Below are 19442 nucleotides of genomic sequence, written 5' to 3' on the forward strand. Positions count from 1 at the left end.
GCAAAGCCCAGGAGCTTAGCCGGGCGGCGCTCTGCTGTCCGCAGGATCGGCCAAAACACGTGCCCTCACCGAGGTGTGAGCTTTCACACGCAACAGAGAATTGCCTTGCGGTGCGGCCGTCCGGCAGAGTCTTGCTTCCGTCAGGCCCCGCATACGGCACCCGTGCACCCTCAGGGCGCACAACCCCCGCACAACTCAACAGCCGTCCGTCGTATGCCGCCCACAGCACCACGGGCCCGTGTCTCCAGTGACCCTGTATGTCGGAGACCAGCGCCAGGGGCACGATTTCGCCCGCGTGGTCACCTGTGCGAGCGATGCTGGAAGGAAACCGTGTGAGCCGGATCTCGGTCCGGGGATTCGCGGTGGCTTCGGCCACTGCGGTCACCACCGTCGGCGCCGTCGTGGGCGTTGCGTCGGGTAACGCCGTTCAGTCCTCGGACGACAACTTCGAGGCCACCGCGGCCGACACCACGCTGCTCGCGGACATTCCCGCGGGCGAACAGGCCCAGGTACAGGTCTCGTCCCTCTCGGAGCAGGCCGACGTCCAGGCCGCTGCCGCCGACTCGGTCGCGCGGAAGGCCGCCGAGGAATCGGCCCGCCTCCGCGCCGCCAAGGACGCTGAGGCGAAGAAGGAGGCGGCCGACAAGGCCGAGGCCGAGGCGAAGGCCAAGGCCGAGGAGGAGCGCAAGGCGGCGGAGGAAGAGCGCGCCAGCCGTTCCGCGGTCCGCGACGCCTCGTCCTTCTCCACGCAGGGCTCGTACTCCATCGCCGAGGTCAAGGCGATGGCCCGCCAGATGATCCCGGCCTCGCAGTTCCAGTGCTTCAGCACCATCGTGGACCACGAGTCCAGCTGGAACTACCGCGCGGTCAACCCGTCTTCGGGCGCCTACGGTCTCATGCAGGCCCTGCCGGGCTACAAGATGAGCTCGGCCGGCGCGGACTGGCAGACCAACCCCGCGACGCAGATCAAGTGGGGCCTCAGCTACATGAACGAGCGCTACGGCAGCCCGTGCGAGGCGTGGACGTTCTGGCAGGCCAACCGCTGGTACTAGTCCGGCGTGCTCAACCTTCGGGAGCCCCTCACCGTCCTACGGTGAGGGGCTTCTTGCGTGTAGGTTCGAAGGCCCATGGGCTCGCGGGGGAGCGAGCGGGGACGTGTCAGCGGGGGATGAGGGAAGAGATGGCGAGAGTGCCAGGGTGGCTGGGCCGGCTGGGCGAGAGCCTCAGCCGCGTGGGTGAACGCCTCGACGCGCGCAGGGCCGAGGCGGAGCGCGAGGATCCGCTCGACCCGCCGCACGACGACCCGGCGGAACGACCGGGCGACAACCGGGCGGAACGTCCGGGCGAACGCCCGCAGGAGAGCCCGGAGCGCGGAGCCGTCGGGGACGCGTCCGCGCGCCCCGGCGTCGCGCCGGAGACGGCGCCTCCGCTCCCGGAGGCCGCCGAGCCGGGCCGTTCCGTCCCCGCGCCCCCCTCGTACGCGCCGGCCGTCGCCGCCCGGCCCGACCCGGTCGCCGCCATCCCGTGGGGCATGCGGGTCGCGGCGGAGGCCAGTTGGCGGCTGCTCGTCTTCGCCGGCACGCTCTGGGTGCTGATGAAGGTGATCAGCTCCGTCCAGCTGGTCGTCCTCGCGTTCGTCGCCGCGCTGCTCGTCACCGCACTGCTCCAGCCCACCGTGGCCATGCTGCGCAGGAAGGGCCTGCCCCGGGGGCTCGCCACCGCCGTCACGGCCATCTCCGGCTTCGTCGTGATGGGGCTGGTCGGCTGGTTCGTGGTCTGGCAGGTCATGGACAACGTCGACAACCTGTCCGACCAGGTCAGGGATGGCATCGAGGAGCTCAAGCGCGCGCTGCTGAACAGCCCCTTCCATGTGACCGAGCAGCAGATCAACGGCATCGCGAAGAACCTCAGCGACTCCATCGGCGCCAACGCCGAACAGATCACCCAGGTGGGGCTCCAGGGCGTCACCGTCGTGGTCGAGGCCCTGACCGGCATCCTGCTCGCCATGTTCTCGACGCTCTTCCTGCTCCACGACGGGAAGAAGGTGTGGGAGTGGACGCTCAAGCTGGTCCCCGCCCAGGCCCGGCCGGGTGTCGCCGGCGCCGGCCCGCGCGCCTGGCGCACCCTCACCGCCTATGTGCGGGGCACGGTGCTGGTCGCCCTCATCGACGCCGTCTTCATCGGCCTCGGCCTCTACTTCCTCGACGTGCCGATGGCCGTGCCGCTCGCCGTCTTCATCTTCCTGTTCGCCTTCATCCCGCTGGTCGGCGCGGTGATCTCGGGCGCCCTCGCGGTCGTCGTCGCCCTCGTCACCAACGGCCTCTTCACCGCCCTCATGGTGCTCGTCGTCGTCCTCGCCGTGCAGCAGATCGAGGGCCATGTGCTCCAGCCCTTCATCCTCGGACGCGCGGTACGGGTCCACCCGCTCGCTGTCGTCCTCGCGGTCGCGGCCGGCGGTCTGACCGCCGGCATCGGCGGCGCCGTCGTCGCGGTCCCGCTGGTCGCCGTCTCCAACACGGTGGTCGGTTACCTGCGCGCGTACAGCACGGAACAGGCGCTCCGCAGCACGCCGGAGCCGCGCGGGGCGACCGCCTTCGAAGTGGCCCCGACCCCGGCACCCGGCTCGTCCTCCCCCAAGGGGGACGGCAGGTGATCTCGGAACCCGAGCTGGTGGGCGGCGTCGAGTTCGACGCGCCCGAGGTGGTGACGGAGGAGAAGGCACCCCGTCCGCCCCGTCCGCCCGGGGCCCGGCGCCCCTGGCTGTGGGGGCTGGGCGGCGCGGTGCTGGCGTCGGCGGTGTGGGGCGGCGGGCTCTACGCGTACGAGCGGGGCGAGGAAGCCGGCCCTGACCTCGGTGGGTACAAGAGCGTGAGCGGCCTCTGCCAGGTGGCGGAGCTGCCGGCGCTCAGCGCGGTCCTGGGGGAGCGGAGCGCGGACGGCGAAGGGCCCCTGACGGACGACCCGGCGGTGCTGCGGGTGGCCTGCCCGATACGGTTCGGTCCGCCCGAATCGGGCTACAGCGGCTGGCTCTCGTACACCCTGCACAAGGTGACGGATCCGGGGCCCGAGTTCGACGCACAGGCGAAGTCCGCCGACCTCCTCACGCCGATCGACGGTCTCGGCGAGAAGGCCTTCTTCAGCGACCGCGAGGGCGAGGCCGGAGAGCTCATGGTTCTCGACGGCCAGGCCGAGATCACGCTGGCGGTCTCCCGGGACTACAGCGTCGACGCGGACGGCGACGAGACCGGGAACACCGAGCCGCTCGACCTCTCCGGCATCGAGGTCCCCATGACCCAGGACATGCTGGCCCTCATGGCGGCGCTCAAGAAGTGACCCGCCGGGGAACGGCGGAAGGGCCCCGGGGCGCGCTGCCCCGGGGCCCTTCTCGTACGACTGCGGTCACGCCCTACTCGGCGAGGACCGCTTCCGCGTCGAGGGTGACGCCGACCGCCTGGATCACCGCGGCGATCTTCACGGCCTCCTGGATCGTGGCGCGGTCGACACCGGCCTGGCGCAGGACCTGCTCGTGCGAGTCCAGGCACTGGCCGCAGCCGTTGATCGCGGAGACGGCCAGCGACCACAGCTCGAAGTCGACCTTCTCGACGCCCGGGTTGCCGATGACGTTCATCCGCAGACCGGCGCGCATCGTCCCGTACTCGGGGTCCGACAGCAGGTGCCGGGTCCGGTAGAAGACGTTGTTCATCGCCATGATCGCGGCGGCGGACTTGGCCGCCTGGTACGCCTCGGGCTTCAGGTTGGCCTGGGCCTCGGGCTCCAGCTCCTTGAGGACCCTGGGCGAGCGCGAGGCGATCGCGCAGGCGAGGACCGTGCCCCACAGCTGCTGCTGCGGAAGGTCGCTGTTGCCGATGACCGAACCGAGGTTCAGCTTCAGGTCCTTGGCGAAGTCCGGTATGGCGGACTTCAGTTCGTCGAGAGCCATCTCAGATACCTCTTACTCGCCCGAGAGGAGGGCGGCGGCGTCGAGGGTGCCCTCGCCCTTGTTCCAGTTGCACGGGCACAGCTCGTCGGTCTGCAGGGCGTCGAGCACCCGCAGGACCTCCTTGGGGTTACGGCCGACGGAGCCGGCGGTCACCATGGTGAACTGGATCTCGTTGTTCGGGTCCACGATGAAGACGGCGCGCTGGGCGAAGCCGTCCTCGCCGCGGACGCCGCAGTCGCTCATGAGCTCGTGCTTCGAGTCGGCGAGCATCGGGAAGGGCAGGTCACGCAGGTCGGCGTGGTCCTTGCGCCAGGCGTGGTGCACGAACTCGGAGTCGCCGGAGACGCCGAGGATCTGGGCGTCGCGGTCGGCGAACTCGTCGTTCAGCTTGCCGAACGCGGCGATCTCGGTGGGGCAGACGAAGGTGAAGTCCTTCGGCCAGAAGAACACCACACGCCACTTGCCCTCGTAGGACTTGTGATCGATCTGCTCGAACTCCTTGCCGCTCTCCAGCGACACGCAGGCGGTCAGGTCGTAGGTGGGGAACTTGTCACCGACAGTGAGCACGCGCTCTCCTTGCAGGCAGGAAGGGTCCCTTTTGGGGTCTTCCGTGGGGGTTGGACGAGATCACAGCATGGCACGGAGTGCATTGATCAGTGAAATAGCTAGAGTGGTTCGTGTTGATCGAAGGTGGTTATCAGTGGCATCCCCGTACAGCGCTCCGTACAGCTCCCCGTACGCCTCCCCGCCCGGCCCGCTGCGGGGCAAACAGCCGAGCCTCTCGCAGCTCAGGGCCTTCGCGGCGGTCGCCGAGCATCTGCACTTCCGCGACGCGGCGGCGGCCATCGGCATGAGCCAGCCCGCGCTCTCGGGCGCGGTTTCGGCACTCGAAGAGGCACTCGGTGTCCAGCTCCTCGAGCGTACGACGCGGAAGGTGCTGCTCTCGCCCGCCGGGGAGCGGCTCGCGGTGCGCACCCGCGCGGTCCTCGACGCGGTCTCGGAGCTGATGGAGGAGGCGGCGGCGGCCCAGGCGCCCTTCACCGGGGTCCTGCGGCTCGGCGTGATCCCGACCGTCGCGCCCTATCTGCTGCCGACGGTCCTGCGTCTGGTCCACCGTCGTTACCCGGACCTCGACCTACAGGTCCACGAGGAGCAGACCTCCTCGCTCCTGGAGGGCCTCGCGGCCGGGCGGCTCGACCTGCTGCTGCTCGCCGTGCCGCTCGGCGTGCCCGGCGTCACCGAACTCCCGCTCTTCGACGAGGACTTCGTCCTGGTCACCCCGGAGGGCCATCCGCTGGCCGGGCGGGACGACATCCCTCGCGAGGCCCTCAAGGAGCTGCGGCTGCTGCTGCTCGACGAGGGGCACTGCCTGCGCGACCAGGCCCTCGACATCTGCCGGGAGGCCGGGCGTACGGGCGGTGCGGAGGTCACCACCACGGCCGCCGGGCTCGCCACCCTGGTCCAGCTGGTGGCCGGCGGTCTCGGGGTGACGCTGCTGCCGCGGACCGCCGTCACGGTCGAGACCGCCCGCAACACCGCCCTGTGGACCGGGCTCTTCGCCGAACCGGCGCCCTCCCGGCGGATCGCCCTCGCGATGCGGACGGGCGCGGCCCGGCACGCCGAGTTCGAGGAGCTGGCCGAGGAGCTGAGGGGCGCGATGCGGGGTCTTCCGGTACGGGTGCTCGGCGCCGTCTCCTGAGACCCGGCCCGGCAGCGCGTACGCCGCCGGGCGCCGGTTCCCGAGACCCCTCGGCATCGGGAACCGGCACCCACTCCCTCGTACCTCAGTCCGAGGGGTTATTCCGTGCGCAGCCCGTCCGCCCGCATCAGCCGCCACAGGGCGGGCATGCTCAGCAGGGTCACCGCCGCGATCAGCGCGAGGCCGATCCCGACGACGGGCAGGAACGTCCACCAGTCCGCGACCGGCTGCCCTCCCAGGTTCAGCAGAACCACGCCGAGGCCGAGTCCGCCCGCCACGGCGAGGGCGAGGCCGAGGACGATCGGCACCGCCGTCTGCCAGAGCACCGACCAGCTCAGCGTGGAGCGCCGGGTGCCGAGCGCGACGAGCGAGGACAGCAGTCGCTTGCGCTCCCTGAGCTGCTCCAGGGTCGTCACCAGGAGCGAGGCGGCCACCAGGAGCATCGTCAGGGTGGAGCCGACGAGGATGCCGGTGCGGACGCTGGAGAACGCCGCGTCCCGTTCGGTCTCCTTCAGGGTGCGCACCCAGGACGTCGGGTCGATGGCCTCCGCCGTGTTGCGTACGTGGTCGGCGGCGTCGGGCACGGACGGGTCGAGCCGGACCATTGCCTGCGCGTCGGGCTCGTCGAGCCGGGCCGCGTCGATCGCCGAGGGGGTGGCGAGGACGCCGTACTGGTACATGCCCGTCGGGTCGGGGCGGGAGTCCACGACCCGGGCGGTGGCGGGGATGCGCCACTGCGGCAGCGGGCCGCCCTCGGGGCGGCGCGGCTCGTCCGGGTGCGGATACGGGTCGCGCAGGGCGACCGTCGCGCCGGGCCGCGCGGTCCTGGTGACCCAGCCGTCGTCCGGATTGCCCTGCGCGCCGTGCGCCAGGAAGACGAAGACGTCGCCGTCCACGCAGGAGGGCAGCGTGGCGAACTCCCGGAGGGAGGCGCAGTCGCCGACCCTGATCGAGGCCATCGGGGCGAACTCCTCGCCCTCCTTGAGGGGGCCTGGCCGCCACACGTGCGACTCGACGGTGCCGATCACCGCGCTGACCCCCTCGGTCCGCGCGAGGCGGTCGATCATCGAGCGGGCCTCGGCGGCGGTCCCGGCGTCGGCGCCGATCGCGATCTGGGCCCGGGACACGTCCTGGCCGGTGGCCTGCGTGAAGCCGTTCTCCATGGCCTGGAAGAGCATCTGCAGGGCGATGGCCCCGGTCGCCGCGACGACGATGCCGCTGACCGCGCGGGCCGCGGTGCCGCTGCTCAGCTGGAGCCTGCGGACGGCCAGCTGCCAGGCCACGGGGCCCCTGTTCAGTCGCTTCACACAGGCTTCGACGACCCACGGCAGGAGGGTGGTGAGGCCGATCAGGACGAGCGTGGTGCCGGCCGCGACGCCCACGGTGTCGATGCTCGTCCCGGTCGCCTGGACTTCGCCCATCTGCGGGACGAGTAGGGCCACGCCGGCCGCGAGGAGCAGCAGGCGCCACCACAGCCGGCGGCGGCGCGGCGTCGACGTCCGGACGACGCCGAGCGGTTCGATGGCGACCCCGCGCAGCGCGACGAGGGTGACGACGACCGAGGCGACCGGCACGGCGACGAGGGCGAGCGCGGCGAGCACGGGCATCGGCACGACGTCGGAGGGGTAGGCGTTGACGTCCCAGATGGTGAACGCCCCCGCGAACTGCCGGGCGACCGCGAAGAGTCCGAGACCCGTCAGGAGGCCGAGCAGCGCGCCCGCGAGCGACTCGCCGGCCGCGACCCGCCGGGTCATGGCGATGTCGGCGCCGACGAGGCGGAGCGCCGCGAGCCGCCGGTCGCGCTGTTCGCCGCCGAAGCGGACGGCGGTCGCGACGAAGACGAGCACGGGCAGGAGCAGGACGACGCAGGCGACGACGACGAGGAGGATCAGGAACGCGTTCAGCGGTTCCTCGGGGACGGACCAGCCGTACCGCGTGCCGCGCCCGTCGAGGTTCCCGGTGTCGAGGAAGTCGACGTGGGCGACGTAGCGCAGCTCGGCCGGGCCGATGAGTCCGGCCGGCCCGATCGTCCCGGCCACCTGGTAGGGGAGCCGTTCCCTGAGCAGGGCGCCCTCGGGGGAGGCGAGCAGTTCGCGGAGCGCGGGGGAGACCAGCATCTCGCCGACGGCGGGGAAGGAGGCCGCGCCGGGCGGGACCGGGGGCGCATCGCCCTCGGGGCGCAGCAGCAGTCCGCTGATGACGTCGTCGCGGTAGACGGTGGTCCGGCCGAGGTGGAGGAAGGAGTCGGGCCGTGGGGAGGTGACCTGCTCGCTGCCGTCGACGGCGCGGACCGACTCACGTACCTCCCGCTGGAAGAGCATGTTCGGCAGGGAGGAGGCGACCAGGAGCAGGGCCACGCCGAAGCCGACGCCGGTCGTGGTCAGCAGGGTGCGGAGCAGGCCGGACCGGCCGCCGGTGACCGCGAAGCGGGCGCCGAGCGCCAGGTCGCGGGCCCAGGTGCGGAGGGTCATGCCGCCCACTCCGTGTCCCGTACGGCTCCGTCGCGTACGACGATCTCGCGGTCGGAGTAGGCGGCGACCCGGGCCTCGTGGGTGACGAGGACGACGGCGGCGCCGGTGTCCCGGGAGGCGTCGGTGAGCAGCCGCATGACCCGCTCGCCGTTGAGGGAGTCGAGGGCGCCGGTCGGCTCGTCGGCGAAGATCACCCGGGGGGCGGTGACGAGCGCGCGGGCGACGGCGACGCGCTGCCCCTGGCCGCCGGATATCTCGCCGGGGCGCTTGGCCGCGATGTCCTCGACCTCCAGGCGGGCCATCCACTCGACGGCCCTGGCCTCGGCGGCCTTCCGCTTCTCGCCGTTGAGGCGGAGCGGCAGGGCGACGTTCTCCACGCAGGTCAGCTCGGGGACGAGCTGGCCGAACTGGAACACGAAGCCGAAGTCGGTACGGCGCAGGGCGCTGCGCGCGGAGTCGGAGAGCGCGGTGAGTTCGCGCCCGTCGTAGGTGATGGTTCCGGCGTCAGGGCGCACGATTCCGGCCAGGCAGTGCAGCAGGGTCGACTTGCCGGAGCCGGAGGGGCCCATGACGGCGACGACCTCGCCCGCCCGGAGCGAGAAGGAGGCGCCGGCGAGGGCCGGGGTCGGGCCGTAGGCCTTGTCGAGGCCGGTGGCGCCGAGGAGCGGGGCGGAGGTCATCGGCGGATCTCCTCGGCGAGCCGGTCGAGCCGGGCGGCGGTCAGTTCCAGCCAGCGCAGGTCCGCCTCCAGATGGAAGAGTGCGTGGTCGCAGATCAGCTGGTCGGCGAGGTCGCCGTCCTTCTTGCGGCGGGTGAGCTCGCGCATCAGGCGCAGGTGTTCGGCGCGCTGGGTGTCGACGAGCTCCGCGGCGCCGCGCCCGGTCAGGAGGGCCAGGACGACCTTGGTGTAGAGCGTGGACTGGAGGTACGGCTCGGGCTTCTCGGGGGTGGCGAGCCACTGGGCGACATCGGTGATGCCCGCCTCGGTGATGGCGTACCGCTTCCGCTCGGGGCCGCCGCCCGCCTCGATCCCGTCGACGACGACGAGGCCGTTCTTCAGGAGCCGGGACATGGTCGAGTAGACCTGGCCGTAGTGCAGCGGCCGGTCGTGGCCGAACTTCTCGTCGAAGGCGCGCTTGAGGTCGTAGCCGTGGCGCGGGCCGGACTCCAGGAGTCCCAGAAGGGTGTGACCGATGGACATGCGCGTCACTGTACATGGTGTGTATACGCGCGGTGTATAGCCGATGCCGTGTCGCCCCGCGAGAAGTGGAACGACTCCTTCACGCAACCATCCGGTCCGCTGAGACGTCGGTTCCTCTGGACATGGGTGCTGATTCTCACGTCCGGAAAAGGCGTGATCGGTTGTCCTATGTCCACATCGGCGGTGTTAGCTGGCTAGCTGAGCCGACCCGCGCGGGACGGGAGAAGGACCGACGCGCCGGGACACACGACGAGCGGAGCGACACGACTCATGGGCCGACCGGACAAGAGCAAGGCGAAGAAACGCGGCCTGCGCCGCTTCTTCTCCTGGAAGAAGCTCCTGGGCACGTTCTTCGTGGTCTGCCTGCTCGCCATGGGCGCCCTGTACGTCGTCTACCTCATGGTCCCGGTGCCGACGGCCAACGCCGAGGCGACCATGCAGAGCAACATCTACAAGTACGCCGACGGGAAGGTCCTCGCCAGGACCGGCAAGATAAACCGCGAGATCGTCGGCCTGGAGAAGATCCCCGCGGAGGTCCAGAAGGCCTTCGTCGCCGCCGAGAACAAGAGCTTCTACAAGGACAACGGCGTCGACATCAAGGGCACCACCCGCGCCGTCTGGTCCACCGTCACCGGCAAGGGCAAGCAGGGTGGTTCGACCATCACCCAGCAGTACGTCAAGAACTTCTACCTGAGCCAGGACCAGACGGCGACACGCAAGCTCAAGGAAATGGTCATCGCCATCAAGGTCGATGAGCAGATGAACAAGAGCGACATCCTCGCCGGCTACATGAACACCAGCTACTACGGGCGCAGCGCCTACGGCATCCAGGCCGCCGCCCGCGCGTACTACGGAGTCGACGCCACCAAGCTCACCACCGCCCAGGGCGCCTACCTCGCCTCGCTGCTCCAGGCGCCCAACCAGTACGACTGGACCTCCGCGAGCCCCACCGGCCGCAAGCTCGTCGAGGAGCGCTGGAACTACGTCCTCGACAACATGGTCGAGGAGGGCTGGCTCCCCGCGGCCGACCGGACGGCCATGAAGTTCCCCGTCCCGCAGAAGCCCAAGCCCGCCCCCGGCATGGAGGGCCAGACCGGCTACATCGTCGAGGCCGCCAACCAGGAGCTGATGCGCCAGGGCGTCAGCGAGGAGGACATCAAGGCCGGCGGCTGGACGATCACCCTCAACATCGACGAGAAGAAGCAGAAGGACCTCGTCAAGGCCGTCGACCGGCAACTGGAGGCCAAGCTCGACCGCAAGGGCGACAAGAAGGACGCCACCGTCCAGGCCGGCGCCACCTCCGTCGACCCGAAGACCGGCGCGGTCGTCGCGATGTACGGCGGCATCGGCGCCACCGAGCACTGGACGTCGAACGCGACCCGCCGCGACTACCAGCCCGCCTCCACCTTCAAGCCGCTCGTCCTCGCCGCCGCGATCGAGAACGGCTCCGTCACCCAGGACGGGCGCAAGATAGGGCTCGGCACCATCTACGACGGCACCAGCCAGCGCAAGGTCGTGGGCAGCGACATCCCCTTCGCGCCCGAGAACGAGGACGACGACAGCTACGGTCCCGTCACCGTCCAGAGGGCCACCAACAGCTCCATCAACTCCGTCTACGCCCAGATGATCGTGGACGTCGGTGAGGCCGAGACCAAGAAGACCGCCCTCGCCCTCGGCATGAAGGACGGACCGGACTTCGGCGAGAGCCCCGCCATGTCCCTCGGCACCATGGGCGCCTCCACCATGGACATGGCCGGCGTGTACGCCACGCTCGACAACCACGGCAAGAAGGTCACCCCGACCCTCGTGAAGGCCGCCGAGCACAGGGACCGCGTCGTCACCCCCGCCAAGGGGATCGGCGAGCAGGTCATCGGCCGCGAGGCCGCCGACACCGTCACCAAGGCCATGATGGGCGTCGTGCAGAGCGGTTCCGGCTTCCGTGCCGCCGGTGACTACGAGGCCGCGGGCAAGACCGGCACCTCCGAGAACAACCGCTCCGCCTGGTTCGTCGGCTACACCCCCGAACTCGTCACCGCCGTCGCCCTCTTCGGCGAGGACGCCAAGGGCAACCAGGTCACCCTGACCGACACCATCGAGGAGGGCCGCGCCAACGGCGGCCGCAGGCCGGCCCAGATCTGGGGCGACTACACGACCAGCGCCCTCGGCGGTGGCTCCGACGCCTCCTTCGACCTGGAGACGGACAGCTCGACCCCGGTCGAGCCGGACCCCGATCCGACCCGGACGACCGAGGCGCCCGAGGAGCCGACCGAGGCGCCGACGACGACGGCCCCGGCCACGACGCCTCCGCCGACCACCACGACCACGACGCCGCCGGAGCCGACGGAGGACCCGGCCACCACGCCGCCGGAGCCCACGGACGAGCCGACGACCGAGGAGCCGTCTCCGCCGCCGTCGATCGAGCCCCCGGACATCGGCGACCCCGACCCGGAGGCCGGCGGCGACGCCGGCACACGGCCGTCGCGCTAGCGACATGACGGAAGGCCGGACCCCGCAAGGGTCCGGCCTTCCGCGTCGTCAGTCCCGGATCAGGGTGTGGCCAGCTCGAACCAGACCACCTTGCCGCCCGAGAGCCGGGTCGCCCCCCACCGCCTCGCAAGCCGGTTCACCAGGAAGAGACCGCGCCCGCCCTCGTCGGTGTCACGCGCCCGCCGCTGCCGCGGCAGCTGCGGGGAGTCGTCGCCGACCTCGCAGCGCAGCACGTCCGTCCGCAGGAGCCGCAGCGTCACGGGCCGCTCCGCGTACCGCACGGCGTTCGTCACGACCTCGCTGATCAGCAGCTCCACCGAGTCCGTCAGCTCCTCCAGGTCCCAGCGGGCGAGCGCCCGCCGGGCGAGCCGACGGGCCCGGCCGGGGGCCGCGTCCTCCGGTTCCAGGAACCAGTACGCCACGTCGCTCGGCGCGATCCCGTCGAAACGGGCCGCGAGCAGCGCGATGTCGTCGTCCCGGTCCCCGGGACCCAGCATGTCGAGGACGTCGTCGCAGAGCGCCTCAAGGGGCGGCGAGTGGTCAGGGCCCGTCAGCTGCGCGGTCGCCGCGAGGCGCTCCCGCAGCTGCTCGATGCCGGTCCACACGTCCCGCAGCCGGGACTCCACCAGACCGTCCGTGTAGAGCAGCAGCGTGGCACCCGCGGGCGCGTCCAGCTCGACCGCCTCGAAGTCCACCCCGCCCACGCCGATCGGGGCGCCCGGCGGCACCCGCAGCACCTCGGCCCGGCCGCCCAGGTGGAGCAGTATCGGCGGCGGATGGCCCGCGTTGGCGATGGTGATCCGGTGCGAGACCGGGTCGTACACCGCGTACATGCAGGTCGCCATGCGGTTCTCGCCGAGCCGCTGCGCCTGCTCGTCGAGGTGGTGCAGGACCTCCTGCGGAGGCAGGTCGAGCCCGGCCAGGGTCTGCGCGGTGGTGCGCAGCTGACCCATGATCGCCGCCGAGGTCATCGAGTGGCCCATGACGTCGCCGACGACCAGCGCGACCCGGCTGCCGGGCAGCGGGATCGCGTCGTACCAGTCCCCGCCCACCCGGGCCGTCTCGGCGGCCGGCAGATAGCGCGAGGCGAGCTTGACGCCGGTCGGCTGCGGCAGCGAGTCCGGCAGCATCGTCCGCTGGAGCTCGTCCGCGATGTACGCCTCGCGCCCGTACAGGACGGCCTTGTCGATCCCGAGCGCCGTGTGCGTGGCCAGCTGGGCCGCGACCAGCAGGTCGTTCGGCTCGAAGGCGGCCCGCTCGGGGCGGCGCAGGAACACGGCGGCGCCGATCACCCGGCGCCGGCCGCGCAGCGGGGCGAGGACCGCCCGAAGCCCGCCGGGCAGCGGATGCCCGGGGCCGAGCAGCTCCGACAGCGCGGTCTTGGCGGCGGCGGAGTCGCCGAACACCGGCCGCACCCCGCGCAGCACCTCGGCGAGCGCACCCCCGGACCGCACCTCGCAGAGTTCGGCTGCGGGGGTCGGACTCGGATCGGGTACGAGGACGAGCTCCTCGCCCTCCAGTTCGCTTAACCGGAGCCGGTCGGTACGGCGCAGGCGCAGCATGAACGGCGCCACCGGACGCTCGTCGCCCACCGGCAGCGGGTCGCGGAGGTAGACCAGGATCTCGTCGGAGAACGTCGGCACGGTGGCCCGGCACAGGCCGAGCACGATCTCGTCGAGGTCGATGCCGCGCGCGATGCGCCGGGTCGCGGCGCCGACGAACCGCAGCCGCTCGCCCTCGCGCCGCGTGGCGGTGTCCCCGCCCCGGCCGCCGCCAGGGTGCTGGGCGGCCACGGCGACGGCGACGCCGGGGGTGCCGGGGGCGGGGGGCGTCGCGGGCCCGACGCCCGTCGGGGGCGCGTCCGTCGCGGGGCCCGCCGGGCCGCCCGGCTGGGCCGGCACCTCGGCGGGCAGGCCGGTCGCCGCCTCCTGGCGAGGGCGCGCGCGTTCCTGCGACCGGGCAGCCAGGGGCTGCCGGCCTTCGTGGGAGGTGGGATGCTCCGTCACGCGTGGGATTCCGTCCGTCCGGGCCGGTGGTGCGATGCACTCGCTCTTCTCGCCGATGCCGCGCCTTCGGCAGGGATAAACCCCTCCTGTGCGGCGGATGTGGAAGCTCCGCGAGTCACGGCGGCGGCGGGGGTCGGAACACCCGGGCAGACGTCCGGCACTGCTCTCCCCCTCGTCGATGACTTCTGGTCAGGTCCTGTGCTGTGTCCGGTCCTTGACGGGCCGTCCGGTGGGTCTGGCAGGTCGCTCGGTCGGCCTGACGTGCTGTTCGGTCCGCCTCCACCGTGCGGAGGACGATCCTACGTTTGAACCCCGGGGGCGCATCAAGGGTCTCACGGTGCCGTGTGCGCCGGAGTGCGGTCCCAGTCCGCCGGAAGTTCCGGAACCCGCCATGCCGGATCGGGCCGCCAGTCCTCCCAGCCGTCCGCGAACGGCGCCCCCCACGCCTTGATCCGGTCCACCGCCCTGCGCCCCGCGTCGCGCACGCGCTCGGCCTGCTCGGGGCCCATCAGGCCGCACCGCTGCGCCTGCGAGAACTCGTCCTCGTCCCGCCACAGCCAACTGCGGTCCGGGTACACGGAGATGTCGAGGAAATGGTCCTCGGAGTCGAAGCCGCCGGACCACCGGACCCGCGGCTCCTCCAGGTTCACGTACCAGCTGCGGAAACGCCAGCCACGCTCCCAGAACAGCCACACCGACCAGGGGTCGCCCGGCCGTGCCAGCTTCAGCACGCCGCTGCCGGCCCACCGCGCGCGCTCCGTCGTGCGCGGGGCGGTGTAGCGGGTGGCGAGCGGCTCCTCGTGCACGGGCGTGCCGTCGGCGAGGACGGGGCGTACGCACTCCGTACCGGGGGCCATCCACACCGCGAGCAGCTCGGGGGTGTCCTGCACGACCGTCACCGGCCTGCAGATGTGCACCGCCCCGGTGCCGTTGCCGCGGTAGCGCCAGAGGATGTGCTCCCCCGGCGCCCAGTGTCGAGAGCCGTCCGATCCTGTCATGCGCAGATCTTAGGGGCGCGCTCCCACGTGCGCTGCGGTACGGGTCACCTACCGGCCGGTCACGCCTAGGGCCTCTCGTTCGGATCACGCCGGGCTCGCGGGGTCTCCCTGATCCGGCCTGATCCAAACGAAAGACCCTAAGGGCGTGTCATCCGCAGGACGTCCAGTGCCTCGTCCAGCTGCTCGACCGTGAGGTCGCCGCGCTCGACGTACCCCGAGGCGAGGACCACCTCGCGGATCGTCTTCCGCTCGGCGAGGGACTTCTTGGCGACCTTGGCGGCCTCCTCGTAGCCGATGTACTTGTTCAGCGGGGTGACCACGGACGGCGAGGACTCGGCGTACTCGCGCGCCCGCTCGACGTTGGCGGTGATCCCGTCCACCGTGCGGTCGGCGAGCAGCCGGGACGCGTTGGCGAGGAGCCGTACCGACTCCAGGAGGTTCTTGGCCATCACCGGCAGCATGACGTTGAGCTCGAAGTTCCCGGCCGCGCCCGCCACCGCCACTGTGGTGTCGTTTCCGGTCACCTGCGCGGCGACCATGAGAACCGCCTCGGGGATGACCGGGTTGACCTTGCCCGGCATGATCGACGAGCCGGGCTGGAGGTCGGGGAGGTTGATCTCGGCGAGGCCCGTACGGGGTCCGCTGGACATCCAGCGCAGATCGTTGGCGATCTTGGTGAGGGAGACGGCGACCGTACGGAGCTGCCCGGACGTCTCCACCAGGGCGTCGCGGGCGCCCTGCGCCTCGAAGTGGTCGCGGGCCTCGGTCAGCGGCAGCCCGGTCGCGCGGGCGACCTCCGCGATGACGGCCGCGGAGAAGCCGGCCGGGGTGTTGATGCCGGTGCCCACCGCCGTACCGCCGAGGGGGAGTTCGGCGAGCCGGGGGAGCACGGCGCGCAGGCGCTCGACGCCGTACCTGACCTGGGCCGCGTAGCCGCCGAACTCCTGGCCGAGGGTGACCGGCGTGGCGTCCATCAGATGTGTACGGCCGGACTTCACGACCGTCGCGAATTCGGCCGATTTTCGCTCCAGGGCGGCGGCCAGATGGTCGAGGGCGGGGATCAGGTCGCGGGTGACGGCGCCGGTGGCCGCGATGTGGATGGAGGAGGGGAAGACGTCGTTGGAGGACTGCGAGGCGTTCACGTGGTCGTTGGGGTGGACCTCGCGGCCCTCGGGGAGCCGTTCGGTGGCGAGGGTGGCGATCACCTCGTTGGTGTTCATGTTGGACGAGGTGCCTGAGCCGGTCTGGAAGACGTCCACCGGGAAGTGCTCGTCCCAGCGCCCTCCGGCGACCTCCTCCGCCGCCGACCCGATGGCCTCCGCGCGGTCCTTCTCGATCACCCCGAGTTCGGCGTTGACCTTGGCGGCGGCCGCCTTGATCCGGGCGAGGGCCTCGATGTGGGCCCGCTCCAGGCGCTGGCCGGAGACCGGGAAGTTCTCCACCGCCCGCTGGGTCTGGGCGCGCCACTTGGCGTGCGAGGGGACCCGTACCTCGCCCATGGAGTCGTGCTCGATCCGGTAGTCCTCGGCTTCGTTCATCTTCCCAACCTCTCGCAACCGCTCGCACCGATCCCGTCGGGGGAGTCCCCCAGCCCCCCGAAAAAGATGAGCACTTGTCTTGTTCGATGTATTCCCATCATGCGTACCGACCAGTAAAAACCGTGGGTAACCCCACTTCCAGGAGGCGCAATGACGCGCACCAGGTACAGACTCCGCTGGCCCATCGCCGCCGTCGCCGCGGCCGCCGCCGTACTCGGCACGATGACCGCCGCCGCACCCGCCGGAGCCGCCGGCACGGGCACGGGAGCGGTGACCGCTTCCGTACCCCTGCCGCCCGAGCTCGAGGCGATCCGGGCCGCCGAGGCCACCAGGATCTACGGCGACCCGGCCGAGCGCCCGCTCGCCGAGCGCAAGACCGGCCTGATCTCCCTCGGCGACAGCGAGATCTCCGGCGAGGGCGTCGGCACCTACGAGTCCCCCACCAACGGCCCCACCAACTGGTGCCACCGCTCGCCGGACGCCGCCATCCACCGCACCGGCATCGCCGCGGACCTCACCTTCAACGTCTCCTGTTCCGGCGCCTACAGCGGCAACATCCGGATCGGCGGCTCCAAGCAGTACGCCGACGAGCTCGTCCAGAGCGACAACCTCGCCGTCAAGGCCCGCAACACCCGCATCAAGATGGTCCTGCTCGTCTCCGGCGCCAACGACGACCTGCAGTTCGGCCCGGTCATGACCGACTGCGTCCAGCGCTACATCCTCAGCCAGGGCGTCTGCGAACCCAAGTACGCCCCCGGCTGGCAGGCCCGTGTCGACGCGCTCGTCCCCAAGACCGAACAGGTCGTGCGCGACCTGCGGACCGTCATGCGTGACGCCGGGTACGCCGACGGCGACTACAAGCTCGTCGTGATGGGCTACCCCAGCCCCATCGGCCCCGACTTCCGCGACAACCCGAACTTCTCCGGCAAGCTGGCCTGCGGCGGCATGGGCTACGACTCCGACACCGTCTGGGGCCGCAACAGCGCCGTCCCCGCCTTCGAACGCGGCATGCGCAAGGTCGCCGCCAACACCGGAGCCGTCTACCTCGACAACTCGCGGCTCTTCCACGGCCACGAGGTCTGCATGGAGGACACCTGGGCCCGGGGCCTCTACATCGACCTCTCCAAGCCCGGCGGCATCGACGAGAACTCCGTACGCCAGTCCTTCCACCCCAACAAGAGCGGGCACGCCGCCTTCGCGTCCTGCCTCACCCAGCTCTACGGCTCCGGCCTCCGCGAGGCGAGCTGCGCCGACGTCGACTCCTCGGGCTGGCCGACCCTCTTCCCGCTCGCCTGGGACGACGTCTACCGGCCGCTGAAGAACGGGGCGACCGCCAACTGCCTCGACGTGGACGGCGCCCAGAGCGCCAACGGCACCCGCGTGTTCGGCTGGGACTGCCACGGCGGCCGCAACCAGGGCTGGTGGTACGACTCCGCCCGCCGGACGGTGCACACCGAACTCACCCAGGACCGCTGCCTGGACGTGCCCAGCACCTCCTACCCGGCGGGCACGGCCCTCATCGTCTGGAACTGCCACGGCGGCGCCAACCAGAAGTTCGTCCGCGACGGCGCGACGATCAGGCCCGCCGCCGCGACCGGCCTCTGCCTCACCCAGAGCGCGGTGAGGCAGCAGATCCGGCTGCAGAACTGCGACGGCTCGGCGAGCCAGACGTTCGCGTAGCCGTCCCACCGGCAGGAAAGGCCGTGGCCCCCGTCCGAGCCGGACGGGGGCCACGGCCGCGAGCCCGGCCCGATCCGGGAGACAGGCCTAGAGCACCTTGAGCGTCGTACGGGCCAGCTCGTACGCCGGGAGCATCGCGCGGTGCTCGTCGGTGTCGAAACCGCCCAGGTGCACGATCACGGTCCCCTTGGGGGTCGCGACGGCGAAGGCCCGCTCCTCCTTCGACTCCTCCATCAGCTCGTTGTAGACGGTGTACGTCACCTCGGTGAGGGGCGACGCGCCGGCCCCGGTCTCCTTGTAGACGACCTTCGAGGTGTTCTCCTCGCCCTTCACGAAGCCTTCGAGGGCGGTCCTGGCGGGCCCCTTCCCGGCCGCCGTCCACACCCGCAGGAAACCGAGGTGCCCGGCGCCCTTGGCGTTCACCTCGCAGCGGATGACGGCCGGGCCCTGGCGGGTGAGCGCCGCGAACTCCGGATTCTCGGGGTCCTTGATCGCGTCCGGTTCCCACTGCTCCGCGAGCGCGAAGGAGACCGGCAGCGCGCACGCCGTCCCCGGCCCGCCGACCGTCTTTCCCGACGCCGCGGCGACGGCAGGGGCCTTCGTGGCCGCCGGATCCGCCGAAGGGCGGGGGCCGGGCCCGACCTCGGGCATCGGCTCGGGAGCGCCGCAGCCGGTCAGCAGCAGCCCCGCCGCCAGCGCGGCGGCGACCGGGGCCAGGGTGGGTATCGGGTGTCTCATGCGCGTCAGCGTAGCTCCGGGCCCGTCACGCACCGGACAGGCGGAGTCGGGGCGGGCGCCGGACAATGTGTAGCGGGCGTGCCCCCGGGGGCGGGAAGGGCGGGCAGCCCTGGGGGAGATCCCCGACCACAGGAGGCAGGACATGTTCCGCAGCTTCAGGAGGATCGGCGCCCTCGGCGCCTGCACGGTCGCGGCCGTCGCCTTCACCGCCGTCGCCCCGGTCTCCGCCGCCCCCGCCGCCCCGCCGCTCTCCGCCGCTTCCCAGGCCGAGGACCTGGAGTTCACCCTCTACTCCAAGGAGATCCCCGGCGGGCAGGACGACGAGACCGGCCGGGCGCCCGAAGTCGGGGACTCCTTCGCGTTCGCCGACGACCTGTACCGGAGCAAGGGCGGCGAGAAGGTCGGCCGGGACGGCGTGAGCTGCACCGTGGTGCGCACCGGGAGCCCGGGCGACCTGCAGTGCGTGGGCACGTTCGTGCTGACCGGCGGCCCCGGCGGGCAGATCGCCGGCCAGACGCTCCTCTCGGTCGATCCGGCGGACGAGGCGCCCGCCGCCTTCGACATCGCCGTCACCGGCGGGACAGGGGACTTCAAGGACGTGCGCGGCACCATCCGCTCGACCCCGGACGGCGACTACTCACGCCTCGAGTTCCGCCTCACCCGCTAGCGGGGCCGGGGCCGGGG

The 19442-nt window shown here is 71.7% G+C and carries 16 protein-coding genes; 7 read left to right on the top strand and 9 right to left on the bottom strand.

Annotated elements, in window-relative coordinates; genetic code table 11:
* Positions 1 to 332: 332 nt before the first annotated feature.
* The 3 genes from ACIA8N_RS07295 to ACIA8N_RS07305 all read left to right on the top strand — a co-directional run bounded on the left by ACIA8N_RS07295 (position 333) and on the right by ACIA8N_RS07305 (position 3333).
* Complete coding sequence (locus ACIA8N_RS07295) at positions 333 to 1052, top strand: transglycosylase SLT domain-containing protein (RefSeq protein ID WP_365781601.1); 720 nt, start codon at positions 333 to 335, stop codon at positions 1050 to 1052.
* Between the two features lie 128 nt (positions 1053 to 1180).
* Positions 1181 to 2653 carry an AI-2E family transporter gene (locus ACIA8N_RS07300; RefSeq protein ID WP_365781603.1) on the top strand — a complete coding sequence of 491 codons (1473 nt, stop codon included), beginning with the start codon at positions 1181 to 1183 and terminating at the stop codon, positions 2651 to 2653.
* Positions 2650 to 3333, top strand: coding sequence for a hypothetical protein (locus ACIA8N_RS07305; RefSeq protein ID WP_365781605.1), 684 nt, complete (start codon positions 2650 to 2652; stop codon positions 3331 to 3333). The genes ACIA8N_RS07300 and ACIA8N_RS07305 overlap by 4 nt, the downstream gene beginning before the upstream one ends.
* Positions 3334 to 3406: 73 nt before the next feature.
* Here ACIA8N_RS07305 and ACIA8N_RS07310 read toward each other — a convergent pair whose 3' ends face one another.
* Together ACIA8N_RS07310 and ACIA8N_RS07315 are read right to left on the bottom strand one after the other, a co-directional pair.
* Complete coding sequence (locus ACIA8N_RS07310) at positions 3407 to 3940, bottom strand: alkyl hydroperoxide reductase (RefSeq protein ID WP_365781607.1); 534 nt, start codon at positions 3938 to 3940, stop codon at positions 3407 to 3409.
* A 12-nt stretch (positions 3941 to 3952) separates the two neighbouring features.
* Positions 3953 to 4507 carry a peroxiredoxin gene (locus ACIA8N_RS07315; RefSeq protein ID WP_030222463.1) on the bottom strand — a complete coding sequence of 185 codons (555 nt, stop codon included), beginning with the start codon at positions 4505 to 4507 and terminating at the stop codon, positions 3953 to 3955.
* 133 nt (positions 4508 to 4640) lie between these two features.
* On the opposite strand from ACIA8N_RS07315, the gene ACIA8N_RS07320 reads away from it, so the two are divergent.
* Positions 4641 to 5639 (top strand): hydrogen peroxide-inducible genes activator, encoded by a 999-nt coding sequence (locus ACIA8N_RS07320; RefSeq protein ID WP_399415880.1) that lies wholly within the window; start codon positions 4641 to 4643, stop codon positions 5637 to 5639.
* Between the two features lie 98 nt (positions 5640 to 5737).
* Here ACIA8N_RS07320 and ACIA8N_RS07325 read toward each other — a convergent pair whose 3' ends face one another.
* From ACIA8N_RS07325 to ACIA8N_RS07335, 3 genes are read right to left on the bottom strand one after another with little or no spacing between them, the layout of a single operon-like run.
* A complete protein-coding gene (locus ACIA8N_RS07325; protein WP_365781609.1) occupies positions 5738 to 8110 on the bottom strand; it encodes an FtsX-like permease family protein in 2373 nt (790 codons plus the stop codon).
* Positions 8107 to 8790 (bottom strand): ABC transporter ATP-binding protein, encoded by a 684-nt coding sequence (locus ACIA8N_RS07330; protein ID WP_365781611.1) that lies wholly within the window; start codon positions 8788 to 8790, stop codon positions 8107 to 8109. The genes ACIA8N_RS07325 and ACIA8N_RS07330 overlap by 4 nt, the downstream gene beginning before the upstream one ends.
* The gene (locus ACIA8N_RS07335) at positions 8787 to 9311 is read right to left on the bottom strand and encodes a PadR family transcriptional regulator (protein WP_030222452.1); all 525 of its coding nucleotides are present in this window, start codon (positions 9309 to 9311) and stop codon (positions 8787 to 8789) included. Before ACIA8N_RS07335 ends, ACIA8N_RS07330 begins: the two co-directional genes overlap by 4 nt.
* A gap of 270 nt (positions 9312 to 9581) precedes the next feature.
* Between ACIA8N_RS07335 and ACIA8N_RS07340 the strand changes: the two genes are divergently transcribed.
* Entirely contained in the window at positions 9582 to 11798 is a 2217-nt protein-coding gene (locus ACIA8N_RS07340; RefSeq protein WP_365781614.1) for a transglycosylase domain-containing protein, read from the top strand.
* Between the two features lie 59 nt (positions 11799 to 11857).
* Here the strand turns inward: ACIA8N_RS07340 and ACIA8N_RS07345 are convergent, their stop codons facing one another.
* From ACIA8N_RS07345 to ACIA8N_RS07355, 3 genes are all read right to left on the bottom strand, one after another.
* Complete coding sequence (locus ACIA8N_RS07345; RefSeq protein ID WP_365781616.1) at positions 11858 to 13804, bottom strand: ATP-binding SpoIIE family protein phosphatase; 1947 nt, start codon at positions 13802 to 13804, stop codon at positions 11858 to 11860.
* 332 nt (positions 13805 to 14136) lie between these two features.
* Complete coding sequence (locus tag ACIA8N_RS07350; protein WP_365781618.1) at positions 14137 to 14802, bottom strand: DUF402 domain-containing protein; 666 nt, start codon at positions 14800 to 14802, stop codon at positions 14137 to 14139.
* A 137-nt stretch (positions 14803 to 14939) separates the two neighbouring features.
* Positions 14940 to 16340, bottom strand: a complete 1401-nt coding sequence (locus ACIA8N_RS07355; RefSeq protein WP_365781620.1) for a class II fumarate hydratase — start codon at positions 16338 to 16340, stop codon at positions 14940 to 14942.
* A gap of 150 nt (positions 16341 to 16490) precedes the next feature.
* On the opposite strand from ACIA8N_RS07355, the gene ACIA8N_RS07360 reads away from it, so the two are divergent.
* On the top strand, positions 16491 to 18020 hold the full coding sequence (locus ACIA8N_RS07360) for a ricin-type beta-trefoil lectin domain protein (protein ID WP_365781622.1): 1530 nt from the start codon (positions 16491 to 16493) through the stop codon (positions 18018 to 18020).
* 87 nt (positions 18021 to 18107) lie between these two features.
* Here ACIA8N_RS07360 and ACIA8N_RS07365 read toward each other — a convergent pair whose 3' ends face one another.
* Positions 18108 to 18758 (bottom strand): lipoprotein, encoded by a 651-nt coding sequence (locus tag ACIA8N_RS07365; RefSeq protein WP_365781624.1) that lies wholly within the window; start codon positions 18756 to 18758, stop codon positions 18108 to 18110.
* Between the two features lie 142 nt (positions 18759 to 18900).
* On the opposite strand from ACIA8N_RS07365, the gene ACIA8N_RS07370 reads away from it, so the two are divergent.
* The gene (locus ACIA8N_RS07370; protein ID WP_365781626.1) at positions 18901 to 19425 is read left to right on the top strand and encodes a hypothetical protein; all 525 of its coding nucleotides are present in this window, start codon (positions 18901 to 18903) and stop codon (positions 19423 to 19425) included.
* Positions 19426 to 19442: the final 17 nt, after the last annotated feature.

This window comes from Streptomyces sp. NPDC051822, assembly GCF_044452745.1.
Taxonomy (GTDB): Bacteria; Actinomycetota; Actinomycetes; order Streptomycetales; family Streptomycetaceae; genus Streptomyces.